A 26647-nucleotide genomic window follows, 5' to 3' on the forward strand; every position below is an offset into this window, starting at 1 on the left:
AATGAAATATCTAAATGGAAATTGGTTAGTTAAAGATGGCTTTTCAATTGACTATGGTCAAAGTGTTTTTGATAGCAAAATTGAAAATAATAAACTAATATTATGGGTGCCTTTTAAAGAAATTACAGATTCAGGAATGACTCTTGACGATGGAATGCTAACTTTAGAAATTTCATCTCCAAGAGAAAATATCATTAATACTAAAATTATTAATTATCGGGGCGTTATTGATCATGGCCCAAATTTCAAATTAAACGCGGATAAAAATATTTCCCCGGAAATAAAGGAAACAGATCAAAAATTTATAGTTAAGTCTGGAAAAACACGTTTGGAAATAATGAAGGGTAGCCAAATTCTTTTTGATTATTATTATGAAAATGAATTGAAAGCAGAAGTTGCTCCACGTTCAATTGCTAGGATTTTTGATCCAGAGGGCAACGTACATATGTCTAATTCTTTCGTACTTGAACCTGGTGAGAAAATTTATGGTTTAGGCGAACGCTTTTCTAATTTTGTTAAAAATGGACAAGAAATAGAGATGTGGAATGCAGATGGTGGCACTGAGACGATGCAGTCGTATAAGAATATCCCTTTGTACCTATCTAATCGTAAATATGGAATTTTTGTTGATTCAAGTGAGAAAGTATCCTATGAAATTGCCTCTCAGCAAGTCGATCGAGTAGAATTTTCTGTGCTAGACCAAATTTTGTCGTATTACTTCATTGGTGGAAATGATAATAAAGAAGTCTTAGATCATTACACTGCTTTAACTGGCAGGCCACCTTTATTGCCAGCTTGGAGTTATGGCTTGTGGTTAACTACATCCTTTACAACTAAATATGATGAAAAAACGGTAATGAGTTTTATTGATGGAATGTTAGAGAGAAAAATTCCATTATCGGTATTTCACTTTGATTGTTGTTGGATGAAGCCAAGCGAGTGGTGTAATTTTGTTTGGGATCCGGATGTATTTCCGAACCCAGAAAGATTGCTTAGGAAGATTCATGACAAAGGAATTAAGGTATGCGTTTGGATTAACCCATATATCGCACAAAAATCTCGGTTGTTTGACGAAGGAATGAAAAATGGCTACTTTATTAAGCGGACAAATGGGGATGTTTGGCAATGGGATAAGTGGCAAGCCGGTATGGCAATTGTGGACTTTACTAACCCAGATGCAGTTAGCTGGTATCAGGGTTACTTAAAGGAACTTCTTAGACAGGGCGTAGATGTCTTTAAGACAGACTTTGGTGAAAGAATTCCAAGTGAAGGAGTTAAATTCTTTGATGGATCAGATCCTCAAAAGCTGCATAACTATTACACTCTTTTGTATAACAAGGTTGTAACGGAAGCTATTGCTGATGTAAAAGGTAAAAAAGAAGCATTAGTATTTGCAAGATCAGCTACTGTTGGAAGTCAATGCTATCCAGTTCATTGGGGTGGAGATTCTTCCTCTAATTATTCGTCAATGGCTGAAACATTGCGCAGTGGCTTATCATTTGGGATGAGTGGATTTGGATATTGGTCTCACGATATTTCTGGTTTTGAAGCAACCGCTACACCAGATCTATATCGTCGCTGGACTCAATTCGGTTTGCTTAGTTCACATTCACGCTACCATGGTTCAACTACTTATAAGGTTCCATGGTTATATGGAGAAAAGTCAGTTGAAAATACTAAGAAATACACAAATCTAAAGTTAAAGTTATTGCCATATTTAATGGCGATGTCAAACGAAGCACACTATCATGGCACACCAATTTTAAGATCCATGGTTTTAGAATTTCCTGATGATCCTGGCTGTGAAGATTTAGACATGCAATATATGTTTGGAAGCAACTTATTAGTAGCTCCAATTTTTAATGATCAAGGATTAGCTACTTTTTATGTTCCGGAAGGCGAAGGTAAGTGGATCAGTTTCTTAACTGGGAAAGTTTATGAGGGTGGTAGATGGTATAAAGAGAAGTTTGATGATATTACCTTGCCCCTCTTAGCTCGTCCTAATTCAGTAATTGTTACTGGTCACTATAACGATAAAACCATGTATGACTATGCAGATCATCCGATAGTCAATGTATATGAAATGAAAGACGGTAAGATTTCTACAATTATCACTAATAATTATGGTGTAAAGATTGGAACAATTGTTGTTGAAAAGAAGGATGGCAAGATTAAAGCATATAGTGATGTAGTGAAAAAATTTGATTTAATCATTCATGATGCAGGAAAAGAAGATCGAAAGTTAAGTACTAATAATGGTCGAATCGCAGAATAAAAGCGGTATGATTATTTTAAAGGATAGCTACGTTTTCTGAATTGCAGATAGAAAGAAACAAGGAATAAAATCATGAAACGTATCTTAAATACCAACCAGTTTTTACACGGCGGAGATTATAATCCTGAACAATGGTGGGACGAACCAGATATTATTAATCAAGATTTTGCACTGTTTAAGCAAGCAAAGATAAATACAGTGACAGTAGGAATTTTTTCGTGGGCAAAGTTAGAGCCCGAAGAAGGCACGTATGATTTCTCGTGGTTGGATGAAATATTTGATCGAGTAGAAAAAATGAATGGTCATGTCGTCTTAGCAACGCCAAGTGGTGCTCGTCCTGCATGGCTGGCCCAAAAGTATCCTGAAGTTCTTCGAACAGATAACCTGGGAAATAAGCGTGGTTTTGGTGGGCGTCACAATCATTGTTTGACGTCGCCCATTTATCGTGAAAAAGTGCGCGAGATTAATACGAAATTAGCAGAACATTTTGGTCAAAGAAAGAGTTTAGTGCTTTGGCATATTTCTAATGAATATTCAGGCGAATGCTATTGTAATTTATGTAAAAATGCTTTTAGAAATTGGTTAAAGAACAAATATGGCACTCTTGATAATCTGAATCATGCTTGGTGGAATACTTTTTGGAGTCACACTTATAACGATTGGTCACAAGTTAACCCGCCTAGTCCGTTAAGCGAGATGGGTAATAAAGGGATGAATCTGGACTGGAAGAGATTTGTAACTGATCAAACAATTTCCTTTATTGATAATGAAACAGCACCCTTGAAAAAGATAACCCCTACTATTCCAGTTACTACAAATATGATGGCGGGCAATCCTTTAATGGACCCATTTGCTGGCTTTGATTATCAAAAAGTTGCAAAACATTTAGATTTTATTTCTTGGGATTCTTATCCTGCCTGGGGCAATGATAGTCAAACTACGGCAGAATTAGGAAGAAATGTTGGTTTAATTCATGATTTCTTTAGAAGTTTAAAACATCAGAATTTTTTAGTAATGGAAAATACCCCATCTCGTGTTAATTGGCATAGCGTTGACCGAGCAAAACGTCCGGGGATGCATGAACTAGCTAGTTTACAGGATATTGCACATGGTAGTCAAGGAGTATTATATTTTCAATTACGAGCTTCTCGCGGGTCGTCTGAAATGTTTCATGGGGCGGTAATAGAGCATCGCCATCCTGAGCAAACACGTGCCTTTAAAGATGTAGTGAAGGTTGGAAAAGATCTGGAGAAAATTAGGTCAATTATTAATACTAATTATGCTAAACCTAAAGTTGCTATTGTTTTTAGCTATGACAGCTATTGGGCTTTGCAAGATGCTGAAAGCTATAGTAAGGATAAAAAGATTTGGCAAACAATTCAAAAACATTATCGATACTTTTATGACCATGATATTCCAGTTGATTTTGTTAGTCCTGAAGATGATTTTTCAAAGTATACGTTGCTAATTGATCCAATGCACTTTTTGATGAGTAAAGCTTATTTGAAGAAACTTGCTAGCTATGTCAAGAATGGCGGTAGAATAGTTGGAACATATATAAGCGGCGTTGTAGATGAAAATGATCTGGCTTATATGGATGAATGGCCCAAAGAATTACAAGAAATTTACGGAGTAGAACCGCTTGAGACTGATGTTTTATATCAGGGGCAAAGCAACACATTGAATTTTGATGGTCATGAATATCAGGCACATGATTATTGTGAGACTCTAATTAATTGTAAGGGTAAGGTATTAGCAAAATATACTAGTGATTTCTATCGAGATACGCCTGCTATTGTGGAACACGAAGATGGGTTAGGAAAAGGATATTATCTGGCTTGCCGTACTGATTATGATTTGCTAGAAAAATTCTATGAAAAAGTAGCCAGTGATTTGATTCCAGATTTGCCAATTTGTAAATCTAGCAATAAAGTTTCGATTCAAGTGCGTGAAAATGAGAATACACAGTATTGGTTTGTTCAGAACTTTTCTAATAAAGAGACAAAGATTAAATTAGATAAGGAGCTAATTGACCTTATAGGAGATAAAAAAGATAGGGGAGAGGTTATTTTAAAGCCATTTGAAAGCAAAGTTTATAGTGCTGAGTAGATGAGTTTAAAATGAGTATTTTTTAATTTCAAAATACTCATATTGCTCATATTGATCTATACCGATTTGACTAATTATTATAAATAGTTATAAAATAAACCTTTCTGTGTGAATAAAACACATAAAACAGAAAGGATAGTTTTTAATGAATAATTCAACAACAGAGAAGACGTTCTTTGGACAGCCGCGTGGCTTGTCTACTCTGTTCTTTACAGAAATGTGGGAGAGATTTAGTTACTACGGTATGCGTGCTATCTTGCTCTTCTACATGTACTATGCAGTAGAACGTGGCGGACTTGGCATGAATGAGACGACTGCCGCTTCGATTATGTCTATTTATGGATCATTAGTTTATCTTTCTACGGTAGCTGGTGGTTGGCTAGCAGATAGAATCTGGGGTGCAAGAAGTACTGTCTTCTTTGGTGGTGTCTTAATTATGATTGGACACATAATCCTAGCTTTACCAATGGCAGAACTTGGATTGTACATATCAATTGCCTTTATTGTGGTTGGAACAGGATTACTTAAGCCTAATGTTTCTGATATGGTTGGTGGTCTATACTCATTAGATGACCGCAGACGGGATGCAGGTTTCAGTATCTTTGTTTTTGGTATTAATTTAGGCTCGGCTCTTGCTCCTTGGCTTGTTCCTTGGGCAAGTGAAGGATTCGGCTTGAATCTATTTGGAAATCATTTTAACTTCCATGCTGGATTTTCTTTAGCAGCAGTTGGAATGTTTTTTGGTTTAGTACAATATGTTTGGGGCGGTCGAAAGTATCTCTCTGAAGATGGAATGCATCCAACTGATCCAATTGATCCAGCAACTCGTAATAAGATCTTAAAGAGAATCGGTTTAGGCGTTTTAGCATTAGCGATTGTTTTAGGCTTATTGGCTGCATTTGGTCAATTAAATATCGATAACATCATTACATTAATTACTGTTGTTGCTATTGCATTGCCAATTTACTACTTTGTTTTAATGCTTAGAAGTCCTAAGGTGACTAAAGAAGAACGCTCAAAAGTATGGGCTTATATTCCATTGTTCATCGCTGCTTCTATTTTCTGGGGAATTGAAGAATCTGGTTCTGTTGTTTTAGCCTTGTTTGCTGCTCAAAGAACTGTTCTTCATATTGGAAGCTGGCACTTTACTGCAGCTAACTTCCAAACATTAAACCCATTGTTCATCATGATTTTAACCCCATTCTTCGTTTGGCTATGGGATAACTGGAAGAAGCAACCAAGTGCAGCTGGAAAATTCGCAGCTGGTTTGGTATTTGCTGGTTTATCCTACATGTGGATGGCATTGCCAGGTATGCTTTATGGAACAAATGGTCGCGTTAGTCCATTCTGGTTAGTTGGTTCATGGTTTATTGTTGAAATTGCTGAAATGCTTATTTCTCCAATTGGTTTATCCGTAACAACTCGTTTAGCTCCAAAAGCATTCCGTTCTCAAATGATGAGTCTCTGGTTCTTAGCAGATGCTACAGGACAGGCAATCAATTCACAAATTGTTAAATACTATTCAAGTAAAACAGAAGTAGCATACTTCTTAGCCGTTGGTATCGTAAGTGTCTTATTTGGTGTAGTAATGTTCTTCTTTACTAAAAAGATTCATAATTTGATGGCAGATGCTGAATAGATAAAAAAATTAAATAGTTACTTAAGAGATTCGATAATTTTCGAATCTTTTTTTGTTTTATGTGGGCATAAGATTCTGCTATTTTGAATGCTTTTTATTAAAGCTTAATAGGATATCGTAATACAATACTAATTGAATAAGATATGTTATTAAAATGAAAGTGTGATATCTAATGAAAGAAAATAATCACAGTGCATGTACATCAATTTTAGTAGGAAAAAATGCTACCACTGATGGCAGTATTATTATTGGTCGTAATGAAGATGACAAGCCGAATTGTGCTAAGCACTTAGCTTTTCATGAGGAAAAAGATATTCCTAATAATCATTTCAAATCAAATTTGAACAAGTTTGAAATGGATTTACCAACTCATAGATATGGCTATTCATCAACACCTAACTGGAGTGATAAAAAGGGTGTTTATGAGGAATCAGGCATTAACCAATTTGGTGTAGCAATGAGTGCCACGGAAACTACCTATGCTAACGATCAAGTACAGGCTTATGATCCATTTAAGAAGACTGGTATTATTGAAGAAGCAATGGTTACATGTATCTTGCCTTACGTAAAGACCGCTCGTGAAGCTATTGCACGCTTTGGTGAGATCATAAAGAAACATGGTGCTGGTGAATCTGATGGTATTTTATTGGCTGATCCAAATGAAGCTTGGTACTTTGAAATTGGTACCGCACATACATGGGTAGCTCAACGTATTCCAGATGACTGCTATGCTGTTGCTGCTAATGAATTAGCAATTCAAGAAATTGACTTTAATGATTCAGACAATTTCATTACTTCACCAGGTTTACAAAAATTCGTTGAAGAAAATGATTTATGGCCAAATGGCAAGCCATTTAATTGGCGTAGAATTTTTGGAACCCATAATTTATTAGATGCCACTTACAACACTGCTCGTGTTTGGACCGGGCAAAGAATTTTAAGTCCATCGATTAAACAAGATCCAAATAGTTTTGATCTTCCATTTATTCAAAAAGCTGATCACCCAATTTCTATCACTGATGCTCAACGAGTATTAAGAGATCACTATGATGGAACCAAATATGATGTCGCAAATCCTGTTAATAAGGATACAGCTATTTATCGTCCAATTAGTGTTGACTTTACTGAAGAATCTCACTTGTTACAACTTAAAGGTAAGGATTGGATTCACTGGTTATCACTTGGCATAACTTGTCAAAATGTATATGTTCCATTCTATCCACAAGGCAGTATTGTTCCAAGCTTCTATAAGCATGGCAAGGATAAGTATAGTTCTAATTCAGCTTATTGGATTTACAAAGAAGCTCAAGTTTTGGCAGACCGTTCATGGGAAAAGTATGGGTTACAACTATATCAAACTAGAAATGCAACTCAACAAAAATTAAGTCAAATGCGGCAAGAGTATGATGTCAAGATTGACAAAGAAAAGGATGCAAAGAAGAGATTATCTTTGATCAACGAAGCTAACAAAGAATTAGCACATACTGCAGTTAAGAATTATCAAGAATTAATTGGTAAATTAATTACTAAAGAAATAAAGAAGTCTCCATTACACTTTAGAAGAGATCCAGATTTATAATTTCAAATTGTAAATTTACGAAAAACGTGTAGAATGAATTCTGAAGAAATAATTGAATGACAGAGAGCATTCGTTTTGGAGGAATTTAATATGGATACAATGGTAAAGCACAGACATAGTCTAAGCAAAAATCAGAAGTGGGTTATTGCATCTACTTCTTCGGGTTTTGCTCTTGAGAATATGGATGTGCTTTTTTTATCGTTTGCAATGAGTTCAATGATTGCTGATCTGCACTTATCAGGTGGAGCGGCCGGTTTTATTTCTACAATTACTAACCTTGGAATGTTAGTTGGCGGAATTGCTTTTGGAATTTTGGGAGATAAAATTGGACGCGTTAAGACTTTTAGTCATACAGTGATCATTTTTGCGGTTGCGACTGCTTTAATGGCTTTTGCAAACAATATTTATATGATCTATGGACTACGTTTTCTAGCAGGTATTGGAGCTGGCGGTGAATATGGCGTTGGAATTGCCTTAATTGCTGAAAATTTTCATAAAGAGCAAATCGGTAAGATGACATCCATTGCAGCAATTGGTGGCCAAATCGGCGCAATTTTCGCAGCTTTAATCGCTGCTTGGATTATTCCAACTGCTGGTTGGCATATGCTATTTTTAGTAGGAATCATTCCAGTTGTGTTAACTGTTTTTATTAGAAAACACGTCCATGAAAGTAAGGAATTTATTGAGGCTAAGCAAAATGAAAAGAACTCATTGTTATCAGATGTAGCTAAAAAGATGTTTTCTACACCTCGTCTTGCTTGGCAGACTATCGGCTTAATGATTATGATGACTGTACAAATTGCGGGCTACTTTGGTTTGATGAACTGGCTACCAACAATTGTTCAAAAACAACTTAATTTAAATGTTTCAAATTCTAGTCTTTGGATGATTGCAACAATCGTTGGGATGAGCATCGGGATGATGACTTTTGGTTCAATATTTGATTATTTTGGACCACGAAGAGCTTTTGCAATTTTCTTAATTGGTTCTGCATTAATGGTCTACACTTTGAGTTTGGCTCAAAATATGGTGACTCTTTTAGTAATCGGTGCTGTTGTTGGCTTTTTCTCAAATGGAATGTTTGGCGGATATGGAGCTGTGATTAGTAGACTCTATCCTACTGAGATTAGATCTAGTGCTAATAACATTATTGTTAATGTTGGTAGAGCAATTGGTGGATTTTCATCAGTAGTAATTGGAATTTTGATGGATAGGTATAATCTTGGTGTAGTAATGGGCTTTTTATCAGCTTTATACATTATTAGTTTCATCGTAATGATTACGTTGCCTGGTTTAAAGACCCTTTCAAAAGAAGCAAAGTAATATAGCTTTTAGCAATAGTAAACTAGTGAGAATAAATATTTTTTAATTAATAATTGTCCTTGTATACTAGAGAAAAGTAAGTGTGAGAGGAAAACAATTATGAAGAAGAAAAAATTTATCTTGCTAGTTTTTTTGTTGCTTTATTTATTTTAGCGGGATGTAGTCAAAAGGTACAGGAAGTTCCAGCTAAAAAAATTACTGCTTCATTAACTAATAATAAAACGATCCCGACCTTTTTCTTCCATGGCTGGGGATCTAGCGCAAATGCTGAAAAACATATGGCAAACGCGGCTAAAAAAGCTGGCGTGACTAATACTGTTATTCGGGCTGATGTAAGTAAAAATGGCACCGTAAAACTTAATGGAACTATTTCTAAAAATGCTAAAAATCCAATTATTGAGGTTAACTTAGAAGATAATCAAAGTGGAAAAACTTCATATGTAAAAGATGTGATTACTGCAATCTCTAATAAATATCACTATGCCAAAATTAATTTAGTCGGTCATTCGATGGGAAATTTACAGATCGCTAACTATATTAATGAAAACTATAACAATAAAAAATTACCTAAGATCAATAAAGTTGTATCAATTGCTGGCCATTATGATGGCTACTTAGGCGAAGAAGCTGGACAAAAAGCTAAGATTAAAAACAAAGAAACTGGTCAACCAGATATCTATAGCGATGGTTTTAAGCAGTTATTGCCTTTGCGCAAGCATTATCCAAAACAAATTGAAGTTTTGAATATTTATGGAAATAAAGAAGACGGTTCAAATTCTGATGGATCCGTTTCGGTAGCTTCCGCGCAGAGCTATAAATATTTAATTAACGGGCGTGCAAAATCATATAGAGAAGTTGAAATTAAAGGAAAGAATGCCCAACATAGTAAATTGCATGAAAATAAAGAGGTAGATCAGCTGTTAATTAACTTTTTGTGGAAATGAATAAAAAAATATTGACAAATAGTCTCTGCAGATACTAATATAGTTGAAAGATTAGTATCTGCAGAGACTATTTTTTTCGAGGTGAATTTATGGAGTTAACTGATACTGAAAAGATGAATTTTGCTATTACTCGTGGAAATAAAGCATATCTTGAATGGGAAAAACGACATGGAATGCCAACATATTTAACGATAATTTTATATGAGTTATTATTGCGAAAAAAATTAACTCAAAAAGATTTAGTTAATTTAAGCGACTTGCCCAAACAATCTATTAATAAGGGAATTCATCGCTTACAAGCACAGGATTATTTAGAGTTGACAATTGATCCAGAAGATAATCGTGTAAAGTATTGTCAATTAACAGAATCAGGTAAACAGTACGCTGAAGAAAAATTATCCTCTTTATTTGAAATAGAAGATAAAATTACTCAAAAAATGGGTGTAAAAAAAATGAAACAGTTAGTAGCTCTTAATGAAGAATGGAGTGACACTTTTTGGAAGTGTTTAGGAAAGAAGGGAGAAAAATAAATGGGAGTTTTGAAGCCACACTTCAAAAATTATCGTAAGGAAATTATTTTAGCAATTATTACAATTTTAATTTCTGCTTTTGCGACTTTATGGCAACCAAGATTGTTAGAAAATATTCAAAAAGCAATTCTAGCTGATAATCACGATACTGTCTTAAGAGATGGAATTGGGTTAGTAGTACTCGGATTATTAGCAATTATTGCGGGAATTTTTAATGTTTACTATGCTGCTAAAATTGCCCAAGGAATAACTTCAGATTTACGTGAAGAAACTTATGCTAAAATTCAAAGCTTTTCTTTTGGAAATATTGAAAAGTTCTCTAGTGGCTCCTTAGTTGTACGCTTAATTAACGATATGAACCAAGTGATGAATATGATGATGATCTTATTCATGCAGCTGCTTAGAATGCCAATTATTTTAATTGGATCTTTTGTATTAAGTATTATTACCATTCCGCGTTATTGGTGGGCTCCTGTATTAATGCTGGCCTTAATGATGGGAGTTGGCTATATCGTTATCCAAAACATGAATAAGTTATTTGCCAAATTCCAAAAATATATGGATAGAATTTCTACTCATGTTAAAGAAAACTTGCAGGGAGTTCGTGTAGTTAAATCATTTAATCAAGGAGAAAATGAAATTGAGAGATTTAACAAGACTTCTGATGGTTTGAATGAGTTAAATATTAAAATTGGTTACTGGATTTCTACTATTATGCCTGCATTTATGTTAATTGCTTATTTAGTAATTGCATTGGTTGTCTTTTTAGTAGGACGTAGCGCTAATTTAAATCCAACTGATGTAGCTGTGGTATCACCATATGTTTCTTATATTTTAACTTTACTTTTCGCAATTTTAATTGGTGGTTTTGTGATTATGAACTTTACTCGTGGAATGGTTTCTTTGAAACGAATTGAGGAAGTTCTTGAAACTGAACCAGATGTTCAATTTGATCCTAATGCATCAACTGCACCAGAAAAAGGAAGCATTGAATTTGACAATGTTTCATTTACTTATCCTGATGGTGATAAACCAACTTTAAAAAATATTTCATTTAAGGTAAAACCAGGTGAAATGGTTGGAATTGTGGGTGCGACTGGATCTGGTAAAAGTACTTTAGCTCAGCTTATTCCTCGACTTTATGATCCTACTGAGGGAACAATCAAGATCGGAGGAAAGGATTTAAAAACAATAGGTGAAAAATCACTCCGTAATACAGTTTCGATGGTCTTGCAAAAAGCAATTCTGTTTTCAGGAACGATTGCTTCTAATCTAAGACAAGGAAAAGAAGATGCAACTGATTATGAATTAAAGCGTGCATCAGAAATTGCTCAAGCACAAGAATTTATTGGTCAGTATTCTGATGAATTTGATCATGAAGTCGAAGAGCGTTCAGCTAATTTTTCTGGCGGTCAAAAGCAACGGCTCTCTATTGCTCGTGGTGTAATCGGGCAACCGCCTATTTTAATTTTAGATGATTCAACTTCTGCCTTAGATGCTAAATCCGAAAAGCTGGTGCAAGAAGCATTAGAACACGATTTAAAGGATACAACAACAGTAATTATTGCTGAAAAAATTGTGTCAGTAATGAATGCTGATAAGATTTTGGTGTTAGACGATGGAAAGCTGGTTGCAGAAGGAACTCATGAAGAATTATTAAAGACTTCGCCAATTTATCAAGATATTTATCGCACGCAAAAAGCTAAGGAAAAGAGAGGTGAAATTGATGAGTAATACTAAGAAAGCATTAAAGTATTTTGCTAAGTATTTAAAGAACTACTGGAAGGGAGTTACGATAGTTATAGTCCTTTCCTTGATTTCAACGTTAAGTCAGGTTTTGGGACCACTTTTCCTGGGAAATGCTGTTCAAGAATTAACTAAGGCTGTCAGCAAGGTAGCTAGTCGTAGTCACGATTTGAGCAGTTTTTATCAGTCTCTAGGCTCAATGGTCAGCGTATATGCAGCTGGAATTATTGCTTCATTCATTGCATGGATGGTAATGTCAAAATTTACTGCAAATGCTACAAATGACATGAGAGAGAACTTGTTTGCTAAGTTTCAAAGGATGCTAATTCGTTATTTTGATACTCATCAGGATGGAAAACTATTATCCCTGTTCAATTCAGATTTAGATAATATTTTTAACGCCTTGAACAATGCAATTTTCGAAATTATTTCTCAAGGTGCGTTATTAATAGGAACGATTATTATGATGTTTATCGTAAATCCAACCATGGCCTGGTTTACGGTTGCTACAACACCATTTATTTTGATTATTAGTTTAGTCATTATGAAAAAGGCACGGATTTACCTAGATAAGCAGCAAGATAAAATTAGTGATCTAAACGGTTATGTTAATGAACAGATCAATGGTGAAAAAGTTATTATTACTAATGGCTTGCAGGAAGAATCTGTTCAAAACTTTAAAAAATACAATAACGATGTCCGTAGCGCTATGTTTAAGGGTCAATTTTATTCCGGAATGCTTTTCCCACTATTACAAGGAATTTCTTTATTAAACTTAGCGATTGTAATTGGTGGAGGAGCATGGTTAATAGTTACTGGGCAAGTAAGCCGGGCAGTTGGTTTAGGTTTAATTGTGGCCTTTGTTGAGTATTCTCAAACATACTTCCAGCCTTTAACTCAACTGACTTCTATTTATTCTATGACTCAACTTGCCTTAACTGGTGCAAGAAGGTTAGCAACTGTTGAAGAACAAGATGAAGAAAACACTGTACCGAATGGTAAAGTGTTAAAAGGTATCAAACAAGGCGTGAAGTTAGAAAATGTTCATTTTGGTTATAACGCTGATAAAGAAATTTTACATGGGGTTTCCATTGACGTTAATAAAGGAAAATCAGTTGCTGTAGTTGGTCCAACAGGATCGGGAAAAACTACTATCATGAACTTGATCAACCGCTTTTATGATGTAAATAGCGGCAAGGTAACTTTTGATGGTGTCGATGTACGTGATATCACGCTGGAATCCTTAAGAAATAATGTTGGAATTGTTTTACAGGATTCAGTCTTATTTACTGGAACGGTTGAGGATAATATCAGGTACGGAAAGCCAAATGCTAGCCGCGATGAAGTGATTTCAGCAGCCAAAGAAGCTAATATTCATGATTTTATCATGACGCTGCCTGAAGGATATGATACTCAAGTTTCAGAAGAGAACTCAGTCTTTTCTACTGGACAAAAACAATTAATCTCAATTGCAAGAACTATCTTAACTGATCCAGAATTTTTAATTTTGGATGAGGCAACTTCCAATGTTGATACGGTTACTGAAGCTAAGATTCAAAAGGCAATGGATGCAGTTATTGCTGGAAGAACGAGCTTTGTTATCGCCCACCGTTTGAAGACTATCTTAAATTCAGATAAAATAGTAGTGTTGAAAGATGGAAATGTCATTGAAGAAGGAAACCATGATGAATTAATTAAGAAACGTGGTTTCTATTACGGCTTATATACTAATCAAATGGCATTTGAATAGTAATTAGAGGGAGTCTTTCCCTCTAATTTTAGTTAGGGGGAAAGTAAAAAAGTGAAGAGAAAGCTGCGATTCTTTTCTTTATTTATTGTCTTATTTAGCGTTTTTCTACTTTCGGCATGCCAAAAAAATACGCGCAATGTTTATCAAGAAGTTAAAAAGAGCAATGAAATTACATGGGGCGTTAAGGCTGATACCCGTTTGTTTGGTTTAATGAGTATTAAAACTGGAAAAATTGAAGGTTTTGAAGTTGACTTAGCAAACGCGCTCACCAAAGAAATGCTTGGAAAAAATGCTAAAGCAACATTTGTACAAACTACAGCCAAAACTAAGATTCCATTGCTAAAGAATGGTAATATCGATGCTGTGTTAGCAGCAATGACGATTACACCAGAGCGTAAAAAACAAATTGATTTTAGTGAACCATATTTTTATGCTGGACAATCCTTATTAGTTAAAGATGATTCGAAAATTAAGAGCATAAAAGATATGAATGGGAAAACTGCCTTAGCTGTCAAGGGTACAACAGCAGTAGCTAATGTTAAAAAATTTGCGCCAAAGGCCAAAATTTTAGAGTTTGACGACTATGGTCAGGCTTTTACTGCCCTAAAGGCTGGTCAAGGACAAGCAATGACTACGGATAATGGTTTGCTTGCCGGAATTGCAACAGAAAATAAGGGCTACAAATTAGTGGGTGGTACTTATACCAGTGAACCATATGGAATTGCGGTTAATAAGGGCCAAACGCAAATGAAAAATGCAATTAATCAGGCTTTGATAAAATTAAAAAAAGATGGGACGTATGATGCCTTGGTAAAGAAGTGGTTTAGCGGTATTCCGGGCTTCAATATTAAAGAAGCGGAAGGCGAAAAATAAAATTTTTACTTGCCTTTTTTGAAAAAATATTATTAAATGTAATCAACATTTAAATTTAAAAAGCGATGAAAAGAAAAGTAGATAATTTATTTCTTTTAGTGAGTTAACGGTAGTGGAAAAGTTAGCAGACCCTGAATTATTGAAAGACACTTTTACAATGCTGCTGGCTGAAATCTAGTAAGAGAGTAAGTTTAGCCGTAAGCGGTACGTTATCTAGCCGCTGGAGCATGTCTGTGCTCTAGTCAAAGTTGGTCTTTAAATAGACAATTTAGGTGGTACCGCGGAAAGAAGCCTTTCGTCCTGAGAAATTTAGGAGCGAAGGGCTTTTTTTCTTTACTCCAATCTATGATAAAGAGGTAAGTCTTAGTTAATCAGGCATTGAATCATTTTAAAGTTAGTTTTAGTAATTTTAGAGTAAAATGAAAAACGTGAATAAAAAAGAGAGGGGAAAGCACAATGGCTGCAATTATTGATTTTAAGCATGTAAACAAGTACTATGGTAAATTTCATGCTTTAAAGGATATTAATTTGAGTATTGAAGAGGGTCAAGTTGTTTCAATTATTGGACCATCTGGTTCTGGTAAGAGTACTTTGATTCGTACAATGAATGGATTAGAGCGAATCAATTCTGGAAAGCTGATGGTTACTGGCTATGATTTAGCTGATAAGCATACAGATTTGAATAAAATTCGTAAAAATGTGGGAATGGTTTTCCAACATTTTAACCTGTATGACAACCATACTGTGCTTGAAAATATAACCTTAGCTCCAAAGATTGTTTTACACCGTCCAGATAAAGAAAATCATGATATTGCGATGGATCTTTTGAAAAAAGTAGGACTTGAAGAAAAAGCTGATATGTATCCAAGACAATTATCTGGTGGACAAAAACAACGTGTTGCAATTGCTCGTTCATTAGCCATGAGACCTAAGGCTATTTTATTTGATGAACCAACAAGTGCTCTTGATCCAGAAATGATTCAAGACGTTTTAGACGTTATGAAGTATGTTGCAGATCAAGGAATTACAATGGTTGTTGTAACTCACGAAATGGGATTTGCACGTGAAGTTGGCGATAGATTGATTTTCTTTGATCAAGGAAGAATTTTGGAAGATGCTAAGCCAGAAGAATTCTTTGAACATCCCAAGACTGAACGTGCTCGTCAGTTTTTAAGTAAGGTTATTACTGAAAAGCTAGGTGGCTAAAATGAAAAAATCAACTAAGATTTTTATCTTGCCTTTAGTATTAGTTTTGTTGATTACTTTGACTGGATGCGCAAAAAAACAGGAGTCAAGTAATGTTTATGACCAAGTTAAAGATAGTAAGACTATTACCTGGGGTGTTAAGGCTGATACTCGCTTGTTTGGTTTAATGAGCATTAAAACTGGAAAAATTGAAGGTTTTGAAGTTGACTTGGCAAAAGCACTAACCAAGCAAATGTTGGGCAAAGGTGCAAAAGCCGGATTTGTGCAAACTACTCCCAAGACAAGAATTCCATTACTTAAAAATGGAAATATTGATGCAATTTTAGCAACAATGACGATTACACCTGATCGTAAAAAACAAGTAACTTTTAGTGAGCCATATTTTATTGCTGGTCAATCTTTATTGGTTAAAGATGATTCAACTATTAAGAATATTAAAGATCTTAATGGTAAAACTGCTTTAGCAGTTAAAGGAACTACAGCAGTTGATAATGTTAAAAAGTTTGCACCTAAAGCAAAAGTTTTAGAATATGATGATTATGGACAAGCCTTTACAGCTTTAAAAGCCGGTCAAGGACAAGCAATGACAACTGATAATGGATTGCTTGCAGGTATTGCTAGTGAAAACAAGGGCTATAAATTAGTGGGTGGTACTTATACAAGCGAGCCTTATGGTATTGCCGTAGAAAAAGGACAAAATGAGTTTGCTGATCATATCGATAAAGCACTAAATGAGTTAAAGAAAAATGGAACATATCATCGCTTATTAGTTAAATGGTTTAGTGGTATTCCAGGATTTAATATTAAGGAGGTTGAAAATTCGTGATAGGAATTTTAACAAATCACTGGTCTGAATTCTTATCAGGCTTTTGGAACACAATTTTATGTAGTCTAATTGCTCTGTTCTTTAGTTTAATTCTTGGGGTTGGCTTTGCCTTGTTAGAAGTTGCACCGAATAAATTTGGAAGAGCAGTAGCTCATGTCTACATCGAGATTTTCCGTAATATTCCTTTGTTGGTTATTACAATGATTTTCTACCTTGTTGTACCGCAAATTTGGTTTAAGGTATCAGGTTTCGCAGCTGGTACAATTGGATTGACTTTGTATACTTCAGCATTTATTGCAGAAACTGTTAGAGCAGGAATTAACTCAGTTGGGGATGGCCAAATGGAAGGAGCTCGCTCAAATGGGATGACTTATACGCAAGCTATGCGTTACGTCATTTTGCCACAAGCTTTGAAGATTGTGATTCCTCCATTGGGTAATCAATTTATTAACTTAATCAAGAACTCGTCAGTTTTAGCCTTCGTAGCTGGTTTTGACTTGATGTATCAAGCAGATGTAATTGCTTTTTCATCTTTTGAAACCATTAATACATATGTCGTAGTAGGTCTGTTCTATTTAGTTTTGACCTTGCCATTAAGTTATTACATGCGTCACTTAGAAAAGAAATTAGCCTAGGAAGGAGAAAAAGATGGAAAACTTTATTCATGCATATTCTTGGATTAACATTCGCTTTCTCTTACAAGGTTTGTGGGTGACTATATATGTATCATTAATTTCGATTGCTTTAAGTTTTATACTAGGTTTAGTGTTTGGCTTTATTAGATATGTGAAGATCAAGTATCTCTCAGCTATTGTGGGTTTTGTGATTGATATTATTAGAAATTTGCCATTGTTGCTAATAATTTTCTTTACGTATTTCGGATTACCTGAATTAGGTATTATTACTAATCCAACGGTAGCTTCAATTATTGCCCTGGTTGTGTTTGAAGGAGCAATGCTTGCCGAAATTGTGCGAAGTGGGATTGCGGCAGTAGATCCAGGCCAAATGGAAGGAGCTCGCTCAAATGGGATGACTTACATGCAGGCAATGTATCATGTGATCATTCCGCAAGCTTTAAATAAGATGATTCCATCACTTTTGTCTCAATTTGTGTCATTAGTCAAGGACACATCTTTGGCAACAATTATTGTTTTGCCTGAGTTACTGTTCCATGCGCAGATTATTTACAGTCAAAATACAACATATTTGATTCCAATGTATGTAATTATTGCAATTATGTATTTCATTGTTTGTTTCTCATTATCAATGATCGCTAAGCATTTGCAAAGTAAGTATTAGTTATGAAAGAAGGCACGTGAGTTAAGTTCACGTGCCTTTTGTATCTAAAAAATAGACTAATTTGATGTAAAAAATACTAAATTAGTACATAAGTTTACATGTTCGATCCTTTTTACTTAAAAAATAGAAAAATAGTTTATAATGAAATAAATATTTATAAGGCTAAGCTACTAGAAAGAGTATATAAAATGAAAGATTGGGGATTAACAGCTTTATATATCGTAACAATGCTACTGGGATTTTTTGAATTGTATAGAACATTTAAATTTTATAAATGGGATAAAAAATCTAAAAAAATCGCAACAGCACCATATGTAATATATTTTGGTACTTTTGTCAGTGGTGTATTTATTATTGTGCCTATGATGTTTATGTTAGGAGATACTAACCCTAAAATTCCTCATATTTTTTACATTATTCTTGGAATTATATTGATTATTGTCTCTATTTTAATGTATCGTCGTGGACATAAAATGGCAAAAAAGTTGGGTAAAGATGATAGCAATCTAACCATATGGCAAATTTATATGATAAGTACAGTAATCTTGTTTACTGGTATTGTAAACTTTTTTAAATAAAGATTGAGAAATTGAAAACAGGCCACATGAACACTTAAATTCATGTGGCCTGTTTGACTATCTAATTATTTTTAATAAATTGCTTTAATTCTTCTTGAGAAAAATATGCACCATAATTTTTAGTAAGAAATTTAAGAATAGTTTGATTGTCTGCACTTAAGTCACGATAATCATTAATCATCTTTTTAATAGCATCAATTCGTTCTTCTTCTTTACCGGTTTTTTCGCCGACATATCGCATGTCATCAAGTTTCATTTGATAATCCATGAGTTCTTTCCTTCTTTCTGGATTGGTTTTGTATTTCTCAACGTCGCTTTGTAGCTTTTGAATAAAGCTATCATTTGTATTAATTTTACCACGCATTAGATCGAAAAATCCTTGTAGACGTGACGTGATTTTTCCCTTTGTTCCACTTGCATTAAGTAAAATTAATTTTTGACCAATATTTAGCGGATCATACTTGAATCCCTTGGTGCTCCAAGTCGTATCATAGCGATACTGATCAAGCCCAAGAGGATCAGTTGGCAGAATTAAAATTAAGTATGTAGTAGGCAAATTGCGATAATTTTCATCTTGCATAAACAGACTTTGATCCATCATTGAAAAATAATACCGCATTCGCTTTCCTAAAAAGTTTGGCAGAGTCATTTGTAATTCAATATCAAAGACTCGTCCCTTGTCGTCTGTAGCGTAGATATCTGGAATAATGCCATGCATAGCAGGGTGAAATTTCAATCTTTTTTGCGTTTCAAAATTAGCAGTTTGAATATGCAATTCAGGTGCAATTGCCCGCAAAAGGTCGCGGCAATTAGTTCCTTGTTCCATAACCCAGCTAAAAATTGGATCAGCAGTGATATCTGCTTCATCAACGCGCTTTTCAAGCTCATTTTTGTTCATAGAACGCTCCTTTAAGTGTATTAGAGAAAGATCTCTAATTTTAATTACGCAAAAAGGAGTTTTATTTTTTAAGAAAAAAAGAAGATCATTATGATCTTCTTAAATTAAAATTTGATTGCTAAAGCTTCATAAGGTTTCAGATGCAAAATTGAAGGAAGAGAAACAAAAGTTTCATTATAATTTTGAATTAGAATTTGACCAGCTTGATTTAAATAGTCTGCTGGTACCGTAACTTCAGTTTCTTTTTCATAGAAGTTTGCGAACACTAAAAGTTTTTCATCAGAATGATCTAAATAGCGTTCATATGCCATAACTTGTGGGTGTTCCATCAAAATTGGCTTAATGTGGCCTTCGGAAATTATTTTTTCTGATTTTCGAAGTTTAATTAATTTTTGATAGAAGTTAAAAATTTCACCTTCTTTAAGTTCTTTTTCGACATTGATTTTATCTTGGTCTGTTGGCATGAGCCAAGGCTTATGATCACTAAAACCAGCATATTTAGAACTATCCCAATGCATTGGAACTCTTGAGTTGTCCCGTGCTTTAGACTGAACGATTTCAAAAGCTTCTTTTTCAGAAAGTCCTTTTTTGATTAATGCGTCGTAGGCATTCAAGGCTTCAATATCAACATAGTCTTTCATGGAAAGGTAATGGGGGTCCATCATACCGATCTCTTCACCCATATAAATGTAGGGCGTTCCGCGCAAAAGATGAAGAGCTAAAGCGAGCATTTCGGCAGATTTGCTGTGGTATTTTCCTGTGTTACCAAAACGGTTTAAAGCCCAAGGTTGGTCATGATTATTCCAAAAGAGAGCTTGCCAGCCACCGCCTTGATCAATCTTGCTGTTCCATGTAAGCATAATATCTTTTAATTTCTTAAAATCAAAAGGCATCTTAGACCATTTTTCACCGTTCTTGTAATCAACCTTTAGATGGTGGAAGGTGAAGACCATGGAGAGTTCGTGATCCTCTGGTCGAGTATAAGCAATCGAATTTTCAATGGTAGTTGATGACATTTCTCCAACAGTAACTGATTCTGGGTCTTGCCCAAATGATTTTGCATTTAGTTCTTTTAAGTATTGTTGGACCACAGGTGTGTCAGTATAAAGAGATTTTTCTTGAACTGGATCGGTTGAATCAACGAGTACATTATCCTTTCCAGTAACGTTAATTACGTCAAAGCGGAAGCCATGAACTCCCTTGTTACGCCAAAAGTTTACAACATCTATCAAGGCAGCACGAACTTCAGGATTATGCCAGTCAAGATCTGCTTGAGTTGGATCGTAGAGATGGAGATAGTAATAATCAGTATCGCCAAATTTTGACCATGCAGGACCGCCAAATTTTGATTGCCAGTTATTAGGTAGTTGTCCGTCTTTGCCTTTTCTAAGATAGAAAAACTTTTGATATTTTTTATCTCCGGCTAGGGCTTTTTTAAACCATTCATGTTCTGTTGAGCAGTGATTTAAGACCATGTCAAGCATCACATTAACATTAACTGCCTTTAATTTAGAAACCAGTTCTTCAAAGTCGCTCATCGTTCCAAAGCGAGGATCAATTTTTTTATAATCGGCGATATCATAGCCATTATCATTCTGGGGGGAAACAAAAAATGGGTTAAACCAAATGAAGTCTACATTTAATTTCTTAATGTAATCGATTTTTTCGATGATACCACGTAAGTCTCCAATACCATCATTGTTTGAATCATAAAATGATTTTGGATAAATTTGGTAAATTACTTTATTGCCTAAATTATTCATTGGATAGTACCTTTCTAAAGCTTAATCTTTTTTCTACGAGCAAAGTCAACAAATTTAAATTTATCAGGTTTATGGTAAGACAAAGTTAATTCAAATTTAGTTGTATCAGCTAAGTAATTTCGACTTGCGACTAAAACTGCAAGCTCGTTCTCTAGTTGAAGTAAATCTTGAATTCTTTTATCAACTTTGCAGACAGAAATTTCTTTTGTTGCATAGGAGATATCTAATTTTTGTTTATTTTCTAAATAGTCATAAATAGACTTTTTCGCAGCTTCCATAGGAAGAGCACTAACAGGAGGGGAAAGTAGATAATCACAGTCCAATACTTCTGCTTGTCCATCTATTAAACGTAATCGTTCAAGATGAAAACCTGTGTTGCTTTTTTCTTCTGGAAAATACCTTATAAATTGAGCTGGTAATTCATCTTCTTTTTTTAGAAGTAAAACTTTAGTTTCAGCTTTAAGTCCTAATTGATTATTTAATTCCGCAAAACTACTAATACCAGAAATAGGAAATGTATAACGATCTAAATTTAACACTATTGATCCTTTTCCTCGTATTTTTTGAATTAATCCGAGATCATTTAAACTATTGAGAGCTTTACGAATGGTTTCTCTTGAAGCGCCATAAAGTTCCATTAGTTGGTGTTCACTAGGGAGATATTCGCCGGGCTTATATTGTTGATGCTTAATTTTGTCAACTAAATCTTGGGCGATAACTCCGGCTTTTGATTGGGCCATAAAAAATCCTCCTTTGTCTTTAATTATATACACTTGATTAGACAAGTAAAGCAAAATATTTTTTTGCATCAAAATATTAGTTTTAAAGAAAAGTAAGCTTTTTCATAAAAATATGTTGACAACATGTACAGACAAGCATAATATTTAAATCAAGATAAATGAAAGCGAATTCTTTCAAGGAGGAGATTGAAAATTATGGTACAAGATACTACTAATTTATTAGCTCCAGCCACTGGAGCAGTTATTGCTTTAGCTAAGACTTCTGATCCAATTTTTTCTCAGGGAACAATGGGGGATGGATTTGGTTTAACTCCAACAATTGGAAAGGTTGTAGCACCTGTTTCAGGAAAAATTAGTATGGTTGCTGATACTAAACATGCTATCGGAATTGTAACCGATGAAGGTCTAGAAGTATTAGTTCACATGGGTGTTGATACAGTCGGCTTAAAGGGTGCACCATTTACTATTAAGATTGAAGATGGTCAAGAAGTTCGAGCCGGCGATGAAATTGCTGAAATGGATTTAGATGAAATCAAGGCTAAGGGCTTAGATACAACAATCATGGTTTTAATTACTAATTCAGCTGATAAAATTTCAGGGCTTGATGTAACTGAAGGTGAGGCAAAAGCAGGCGAAGTAGTAGCAACTGCATATTTAAAAGCAACTGAAACAGAAGATACTTCAAGTAAAAAGTTATCTTATCCAGAATTAGCAGCCTTTATTATTAAAAATGTTGGCGGTAAAGATAATGTTAATAATGTAATTCACTGTATTACACGTTTGCGTTTTTACTTAAAGGATGAGAGCAAGGCAAATGATGAGGCTCTAAAGAATCAACGTGGAATTTTAGACGTTATGCATGCTTCAGGTCAATACCAGGTTGTAATTGGTAATGAAGTGGCTAATGTCTTTGACGAAGTAGTTAAACAATTAGGACCATTAGATAGTGAAGCAGCTCCTGCTCCAGAAGATGATGGTAAGAATCCAGTTTCAAAGGCTTTTGGTAATTTAATTGGCTTTATTACCGGTTCGATGAGTCCAATCATTGGTGTAATTGCCGCAGCTGGTATTATTAAAGGAATTTTGGCATTATTTACATTACCGCAATTAGGTAGTTTACTTAGTGTAAAGAGTACAGCCTATATAACTACTAGTGCAATTGCAGATTCCGCATTTTTCTTCTTACCAATTCTTGTTGGATATTGCGCAGCTAAGAGATTGAACTCTGACCCAATTATTGCAGCTGTAATTGGTGGTGTGCTGGTTTATCCGCAATTGGTTGAATGGGGTAAAGCTTTTAAGACGATGTTTGAAGTAGGCGGAATTAAGTTTGAATTCTTGAACTACACTTACTCAATTTTCCCAATGATTTTAGCTGCATGGCTTGCTAAAAAATGTGAAGATTGGCTTAAAAAGTGGCTACCCTCATACTTACAAATGATTTTTATTCCATTAATTACTGTTTTAGTTGTATCAGCTTTGACTTTGATGGTAACTGGTCCAATTATTCAAGGTGTTGCTAACGGTATTGCTGTCTTCATTAACTGGTTAGTTCATGCATCTGGCTGGGTTGGCGGCTTCATTATTGGTGGATTTTATCAAGTGTTGGTTATTTTTGGTTTGCACTGGGGTGTCGTTCCACTTGTTGCTCAACAAATTGCCGGAACTGGTGAAAGTGCATTAAACGCAATTATTTGTTCATCAATGATTGCTCAAGGTGCTGCCGTATTAGCAGTTGCTATTAAATCTAAGAAGGAAGACCTAAAGGAATTAGGTTTTGCTTCAACTATTTCTGCAATGTGTGGTGTTACTGAACCAGCTGTTTATGGTATTAGTTTAAGATACAAGAAAGTATTTATTTCTGGATGTATTGGTTCTGCATTTGGTGGTCTTGTTACTGGTTTAATGCACGGAACAATGTATGGCTTTACTGGTGGATTAATTGGATTTTCTTCATTCTTTAATCCAAAACATCCAACTGACTTATCAAGTTTCTATACATTCTTAATTGCTAGTGCAGTCACAATTGTTGTTTCATTTATCGTTACTTGGTTCTGGGGTTATAACGATAATATGACTAAAGGTGCTAAGGTTGAAAAGAAGAAGAGACCAGGAACTAAATAAAAATATACTTACTAGATAGAGAATTATTGAAAAATAGTTCTCTATTTTTTTATTTGCATTTTATGTCGATATAGTCATATAATAAAATATGTCGATAAAAACATAAAACTAAAAAGGATGATAAAAATGACTAATTTAAATAAGATGAATAAAAAATTTAAAACTTTGGATGATTTTGTAGGTACTCACTTTATCTATACTTATGATAATGGCTGGGAATATGAATGGTATTGTAAAAACGATCATACCGTTGATTATCGTATTCACGGCGGTATGGTAAAGGGACGTTGGGTAAAGGATCAAGAAGCTAATATTAATCTCTTAACTGATGGAATTTACAAAATTGCCTGGACTGAACCAACTGGTACAGATGTCGCATTAGATTTTGTTCCAAATGAACATAAATTAAATGGAACTATTTTCTTCCCTAAGTGGGTGCAAGATCATCCGGAAATTACAGTTTGCTATCAGAATGATCACATTGACTTAATGCATGAGTCACGAAAAAAATATGAAACTTATCCTAAGATGGTAGTTCCAGAATTCGCGAAGATTACTTATATTGGGGATGCTGGAGTAAATAATGAAGAAACTATTGCAGAAGCTCCTTATGAGGAAATGACTGATGATATTAGAAATGGCAATTACTACGATGAAAATTATCAGATTATTAAGAAGGATGGGCATAACTATCTTGAAAAATAATTAGATAGACGACTTTTTTGGTAGAATAAAAATACCACATACAGAAAAGAAGATTAGATGCCAAAAAAGCGAATTTTACCTTATATTATTTTAGGAATTTTAGGGCAAAACCCTAACTCGACTGGAAAGTTTATTACTAATCAATTTAAAAATGAAATTGGAGAATTTTGGAAAGCTTCTCATAGTCAGATTTATCCTGAGTTGAAAAAAATGGTTGAGGATAATTGGATTAAGCAAGTGAGTGATAGTAATAATGAAAAAGAAAAATATTATCATTTAACTAAGCAGGGAGAAGAAAAATTGCATGACTGGATTGATATTCCGATTACAGAATTACCTGTTATGGAAGATTTATTTTCCTTAAAATTATTTTTTATTCAAGACCCAAATGATCCTAGAATTTCTGTTCTTGTTAAAGAGCAGCTTGGACTACTAGAAAATCAGCTTAAGCATTTAAAAGATAGAGAAAACAGCTTATTTAGTAGTAGGGAACAAAGAGAAAGAAATTATGGACATTATTTGATTTTAGAGCGTGCTATTAGTAGGCTTGATAATCAAATTAAATGGCTTAAGACAATAAAGCAGCGTTGAAATTTCAACGCTGTTTTTTATGTAATAGTTGCATCTATTAAACTAGATTAATATAATTAATGATAATTTAATTAAGGCGTAAGTTAGGGGGAAGGCTATGTTTTTTGAAAAGCTTTTTTCTAAAGGAAATAAAAAAGATGAAATTGTTGATGTTAAATTAACTAATAAAGAATTTTATAAGCTAAAAATAAAGTTAGGCGTGGGGGATGTAATCATTGAGCAGGGGGAGAATTTTAGTGTTAGTTTTATAGGAAAAAAACCTTACTTGCCTCTTGTCCAATTATCTGATGGAAAGTTGCAGCTTAAGCAGAAGATTAATTTGCTTGAAAGAGGAGAAGCTGAGTTAAAAGTTGTCATTCCTCAAGAAGTGACACTAGATAGCATAGATATTCAAACTAATAGCGGAAATATCGAAATAGTTGATATTAAAGCTGAAAAGGCATATCTCAAGTCTACTGCAGGTAGAGTGAGAGTGAGACGAGTTGCAATAGCGGAATCGTTACTTGAATCTACTGATGGTAACGTGACTGTAAGAAATAGCGATTTAGCTGATGGAAAGCTTGCAACCTATGATGGAGAAATTAAAGTCTCTGGCTCAATCTTGTCACGAGTAGTGTTGAATGTTACAGATGGCGATATGAATTTAACTGACGTAACAATTGATGAAGGCAGCGCAAATTTAAAAGCTGGTAATTTTACGTTAGATCATGCTGTTTTTAAGAGTGATTATGAGATAAAGAATATCGAAGGAAATAATACTGTTTGGAGTGCAAATTTAAAATATGCTCGTGTCAGAACAGCTAATGGACTAAATAATATTTCATTTGATCCACAACCATCTGGAGTAGTCTTAACAATGACAACAGTAGATGGAGATAATGTGGTGGAATAGGGGAAGAATGGTGAAAAGAGAGAAATCTAAGCAGAAAAATTTAGGAATTTATAGTAGCTTGAAATCAGTTATTATTAATACAGTCTCATTCTTTGTAATAAGCTCTATAGTAATGGGAATTTCTAATTGGAGTGAAACCCAAAGCTTAATACTAAAAACGTCAGAATATCTTGGATTAATAGGTGGAAGTCTGATTGCTGGAATTATAATGAGTTTCTTTTTTGGTGAAAAATAACCCCGTGGAAAACCACGAGGTT

General features: G+C 34.4%; 23 protein-coding genes and 1 other annotated feature. Of the genes, 20 read left to right on the plus strand and 3 right to left on the minus strand.

All coding sequences use genetic code 11. From position 1 onward, the window contains the following. Nucleotide 1: 1 nt before the first annotated feature. The 15 genes from yicI to QM512_RS01200 all read left to right on the plus strand — a co-directional run bounded on the left by yicI (nucleotide 2) and on the right by QM512_RS01200 (nucleotide 18677). Nucleotides 2-2275 carry an alpha-xylosidase gene (gene yicI, locus QM512_RS01130; RefSeq protein WP_282805727.1) on the plus strand — a complete coding sequence of 758 codons (2274 nt, stop codon included), beginning with the start codon at nucleotides 2-4 and terminating at the stop codon, nucleotides 2273-2275. A gap of 72 nt (nucleotides 2276-2347) precedes the next feature. Next, on the plus strand, nucleotides 2348-4384 hold the full coding sequence (locus tag QM512_RS01135; RefSeq protein WP_282805728.1) for a beta-galactosidase: 2037 nt from the start codon (nucleotides 2348-2350) through the stop codon (nucleotides 4382-4384). Between the two features lie 145 nt (nucleotides 4385-4529). Then, nucleotides 4530-6023, plus strand: a complete 1494-nt coding sequence (locus QM512_RS01140; protein ID WP_282805729.1) for a peptide MFS transporter — start codon at nucleotides 4530-4532, stop codon at nucleotides 6021-6023. Nucleotides 6024-6195: 172 nt separating this feature from the next. After that, a complete protein-coding gene (locus QM512_RS01145) occupies nucleotides 6196-7602 on the plus strand; it encodes a C69 family dipeptidase (RefSeq protein ID WP_282805730.1) in 1407 nt (468 codons plus the stop codon). 90 nt (nucleotides 7603-7692) lie between these two features. Continuing rightward, nucleotides 7693-8925: an MFS transporter gene (locus QM512_RS01150; protein WP_282805731.1), complete on the plus strand. Its 1233-nt coding sequence runs from the start codon at nucleotides 7693-7695 to the stop codon at nucleotides 8923-8925. Between the two features lie 113 nt (nucleotides 8926-9038). Beyond that, the gene (locus QM512_RS01155) at nucleotides 9039-9869 is read left to right on the plus strand and encodes an alpha/beta hydrolase (RefSeq protein ID WP_317133741.1); all 831 of its coding nucleotides are present in this window, start codon (nucleotides 9039-9041) and stop codon (nucleotides 9867-9869) included. 89 nt (nucleotides 9870-9958) lie between these two features. Beyond that, nucleotides 9959-10399 carry a MarR family winged helix-turn-helix transcriptional regulator gene (locus tag QM512_RS01160; RefSeq protein ID WP_282805732.1) on the plus strand — a complete coding sequence of 147 codons (441 nt, stop codon included), beginning with the start codon at nucleotides 9959-9961 and terminating at the stop codon, nucleotides 10397-10399. Further along, nucleotides 10400-12133, plus strand: a complete 1734-nt coding sequence (locus QM512_RS01165; RefSeq protein WP_282805733.1) for an ABC transporter ATP-binding protein — start codon at nucleotides 10400-10402, stop codon at nucleotides 12131-12133. Further along, nucleotides 12126-13895, plus strand: a complete 1770-nt coding sequence (locus QM512_RS01170) for an ABC transporter ATP-binding protein (RefSeq protein WP_282805734.1) — start codon at nucleotides 12126-12128, stop codon at nucleotides 13893-13895. The genes QM512_RS01165 and QM512_RS01170 overlap by 8 nt, the downstream gene beginning before the upstream one ends. A gap of 51 nt (nucleotides 13896-13946) precedes the next feature. Continuing rightward, a complete protein-coding gene (locus QM512_RS01175) occupies nucleotides 13947-14768 on the plus strand; it encodes a transporter substrate-binding domain-containing protein (RefSeq protein WP_282805735.1) in 822 nt (273 codons plus the stop codon). A 56-nt stretch (nucleotides 14769-14824) separates the two neighbouring features. Continuing rightward, nucleotides 14825-15074: a binding site (T-box leader), on the plus strand. Between the two features lie 150 nt (nucleotides 15075-15224). Next, complete coding sequence (locus tag QM512_RS01180) at nucleotides 15225-15974, plus strand: amino acid ABC transporter ATP-binding protein (RefSeq protein WP_282805736.1); 750 nt, start codon at nucleotides 15225-15227, stop codon at nucleotides 15972-15974. Between the two features lies 1 nt (nucleotide 15975). Further along, nucleotides 15976-16800: a transporter substrate-binding domain-containing protein gene (locus QM512_RS01185; RefSeq protein WP_282805737.1), complete on the plus strand. Its 825-nt coding sequence runs from the start codon at nucleotides 15976-15978 to the stop codon at nucleotides 16798-16800. Beyond that, the gene (locus QM512_RS01190; RefSeq protein WP_282805738.1) at nucleotides 16797-17435 is read left to right on the plus strand and encodes an amino acid ABC transporter permease; all 639 of its coding nucleotides are present in this window, start codon (nucleotides 16797-16799) and stop codon (nucleotides 17433-17435) included. The genes QM512_RS01185 and QM512_RS01190 overlap by 4 nt, the downstream gene beginning before the upstream one ends. 13 nt (nucleotides 17436-17448) lie before the next feature. Then, nucleotides 17449-18099 carry an amino acid ABC transporter permease gene (locus QM512_RS01195; protein WP_282805739.1) on the plus strand — a complete coding sequence of 217 codons (651 nt, stop codon included), beginning with the start codon at nucleotides 17449-17451 and terminating at the stop codon, nucleotides 18097-18099. Nucleotides 18100-18287: 188 nt separating this feature from the next. Continuing rightward, nucleotides 18288-18677: a hypothetical protein gene (locus tag QM512_RS01200; RefSeq protein ID WP_282805740.1), complete on the plus strand. Its 390-nt coding sequence runs from the start codon at nucleotides 18288-18290 to the stop codon at nucleotides 18675-18677. A 61-nt stretch (nucleotides 18678-18738) separates the two neighbouring features. Here the strand turns inward: QM512_RS01200 and QM512_RS01205 are convergent, their stop codons facing one another. The 3 genes from QM512_RS01205 to treR all read right to left on the minus strand — a co-directional run bounded on the left by QM512_RS01205 (nucleotide 18739) and on the right by treR (nucleotide 22078). Beyond that, nucleotides 18739-19575 carry an Rpn family recombination-promoting nuclease/putative transposase gene (locus QM512_RS01205; protein ID WP_282805741.1) on the minus strand — a complete coding sequence of 279 codons (837 nt, stop codon included), beginning with the start codon at nucleotides 19573-19575 and terminating at the stop codon, nucleotides 18739-18741. Between the two features lie 104 nt (nucleotides 19576-19679). Then, nucleotides 19680-21338, minus strand: coding sequence for an alpha,alpha-phosphotrehalase (treC, locus tag QM512_RS01210; protein WP_282805742.1), 1659 nt, complete (start codon nucleotides 21336-21338; stop codon nucleotides 19680-19682). Nucleotides 21339-21352: 14 nt separating this feature from the next. Further along, nucleotides 21353-22078, minus strand: coding sequence for a trehalose operon repressor (gene treR, locus QM512_RS01215; RefSeq protein ID WP_282805743.1), 726 nt, complete (start codon nucleotides 22076-22078; stop codon nucleotides 21353-21355). Between the two features lie 195 nt (nucleotides 22079-22273). Between treR and QM512_RS01220 the strand changes: the two genes are divergently transcribed. The 5 genes from QM512_RS01220 to QM512_RS01240 all read left to right on the plus strand — a co-directional run bounded on the left by QM512_RS01220 (nucleotide 22274) and on the right by QM512_RS01240 (nucleotide 26625). Then, nucleotides 22274-24202, plus strand: coding sequence for a glucose PTS transporter subunit IIA (locus tag QM512_RS01220; protein WP_282805744.1), 1929 nt, complete (start codon nucleotides 22274-22276; stop codon nucleotides 24200-24202). Between the two features lie 144 nt (nucleotides 24203-24346). Next, complete coding sequence (locus tag QM512_RS01225; protein ID WP_282806435.1) at nucleotides 24347-24907, plus strand: phenolic acid decarboxylase; 561 nt, start codon at nucleotides 24347-24349, stop codon at nucleotides 24905-24907. Nucleotides 24908-24964: 57 nt separating this feature from the next. Then, complete coding sequence (locus tag QM512_RS01230) at nucleotides 24965-25498, plus strand: PadR family transcriptional regulator (protein WP_282805745.1); 534 nt, start codon at nucleotides 24965-24967, stop codon at nucleotides 25496-25498. 97 nt (nucleotides 25499-25595) lie between these two features. Then, nucleotides 25596-26390 (plus strand): DUF4097 family beta strand repeat-containing protein, encoded by a 795-nt coding sequence (locus tag QM512_RS01235; protein WP_282805746.1) that lies wholly within the window; start codon nucleotides 25596-25598, stop codon nucleotides 26388-26390. Between the two features lie 7 nt (nucleotides 26391-26397). Further along, nucleotides 26398-26625, plus strand: a complete 228-nt coding sequence (locus tag QM512_RS01240) for a hypothetical protein (protein ID WP_057719023.1) — start codon at nucleotides 26398-26400, stop codon at nucleotides 26623-26625. Nucleotides 26626-26647: the final 22 nt, after the last annotated feature.

Source organism: Lactobacillus isalae (assembly GCF_947539375.1).
GTDB lineage: Bacteria > Bacillota > Bacilli > Lactobacillales > Lactobacillaceae > Lactobacillus > Lactobacillus isalae.

Bases quoted from the DNA above. Each gene is read 5' to 3' on its own strand.
- QM512_RS01240 (WP_057719023.1), top strand. From the start codon at position 26,398: ATGGTGAAAAGAGAGAAATCTAAGCAGAAAAATTTAGGAATTTATAGT.
- QM512_RS01230 (WP_282805745.1), top strand. From the start codon at position 24,965: ATGCCAAAAAAGCGAATTTTACCTTATATTATTTTAGGAATTTTAGGG.
- QM512_RS01145 (WP_282805730.1), top strand. From the start codon at position 6,196: ATGAAAGAAAATAATCACAGTGCATGTACATCAATTTTAGTAGGAAAA.
- QM512_RS01195 (WP_282805739.1), top strand. From the start codon at position 17,449: ATGGAAAACTTTATTCATGCATATTCTTGGATTAACATTCGCTTTCTC.
- treR (WP_282805743.1), bottom strand. From the start codon at position 22,078: ATGGCCCAATCAAAAGCCGGAGTTATCGCCCAAGATTTAGTTGACAAA.
- QM512_RS01225 (WP_282806435.1), top strand. From the start codon at position 24,347: ATGAATAAAAAATTTAAAACTTTGGATGATTTTGTAGGTACTCACTTT.
- QM512_RS01220 (WP_282805744.1), top strand. From the start codon at position 22,274: ATGGTACAAGATACTACTAATTTATTAGCTCCAGCCACTGGAGCAGTT.
- QM512_RS01185 (WP_282805737.1), top strand. From the start codon at position 15,976: ATGAAAAAATCAACTAAGATTTTTATCTTGCCTTTAGTATTAGTTTTG.
- QM512_RS01135 (WP_282805728.1), top strand. From the start codon at position 2,348: ATGAAACGTATCTTAAATACCAACCAGTTTTTACACGGCGGAGATTAT.
- QM512_RS01165 (WP_282805733.1), top strand. From the start codon at position 10,400: ATGGGAGTTTTGAAGCCACACTTCAAAAATTATCGTAAGGAAATTATT.
- QM512_RS01160 (WP_282805732.1), top strand. From the start codon at position 9,959: ATGGAGTTAACTGATACTGAAAAGATGAATTTTGCTATTACTCGTGGA.
- QM512_RS01150 (WP_282805731.1), top strand. From the start codon at position 7,693: ATGGATACAATGGTAAAGCACAGACATAGTCTAAGCAAAAATCAGAAG.
- QM512_RS01140 (WP_282805729.1), top strand. From the start codon at position 4,530: ATGAATAATTCAACAACAGAGAAGACGTTCTTTGGACAGCCGCGTGGC.
- QM512_RS01235 (WP_282805746.1), top strand. From the start codon at position 25,596: ATGTTTTTTGAAAAGCTTTTTTCTAAAGGAAATAAAAAAGATGAAATT.
- treC (WP_282805742.1), bottom strand. From the start codon at position 21,338: ATGAATAATTTAGGCAATAAAGTAATTTACCAAATTTATCCAAAATCA.
- QM512_RS01200 (WP_282805740.1), top strand. From the start codon at position 18,288: ATGAAAGATTGGGGATTAACAGCTTTATATATCGTAACAATGCTACTG.
- QM512_RS01205 (WP_282805741.1), bottom strand. From the start codon at position 19,575: ATGAACAAAAATGAGCTTGAAAAGCGCGTTGATGAAGCAGATATCACT.
- QM512_RS01180 (WP_282805736.1), top strand. From the start codon at position 15,225: ATGGCTGCAATTATTGATTTTAAGCATGTAAACAAGTACTATGGTAAA.
- QM512_RS01170 (WP_282805734.1), top strand. From the start codon at position 12,126: ATGAGTAATACTAAGAAAGCATTAAAGTATTTTGCTAAGTATTTAAAG.
- yicI (WP_282805727.1), top strand. From the start codon at position 2: ATGAAATATCTAAATGGAAATTGGTTAGTTAAAGATGGCTTTTCAATT.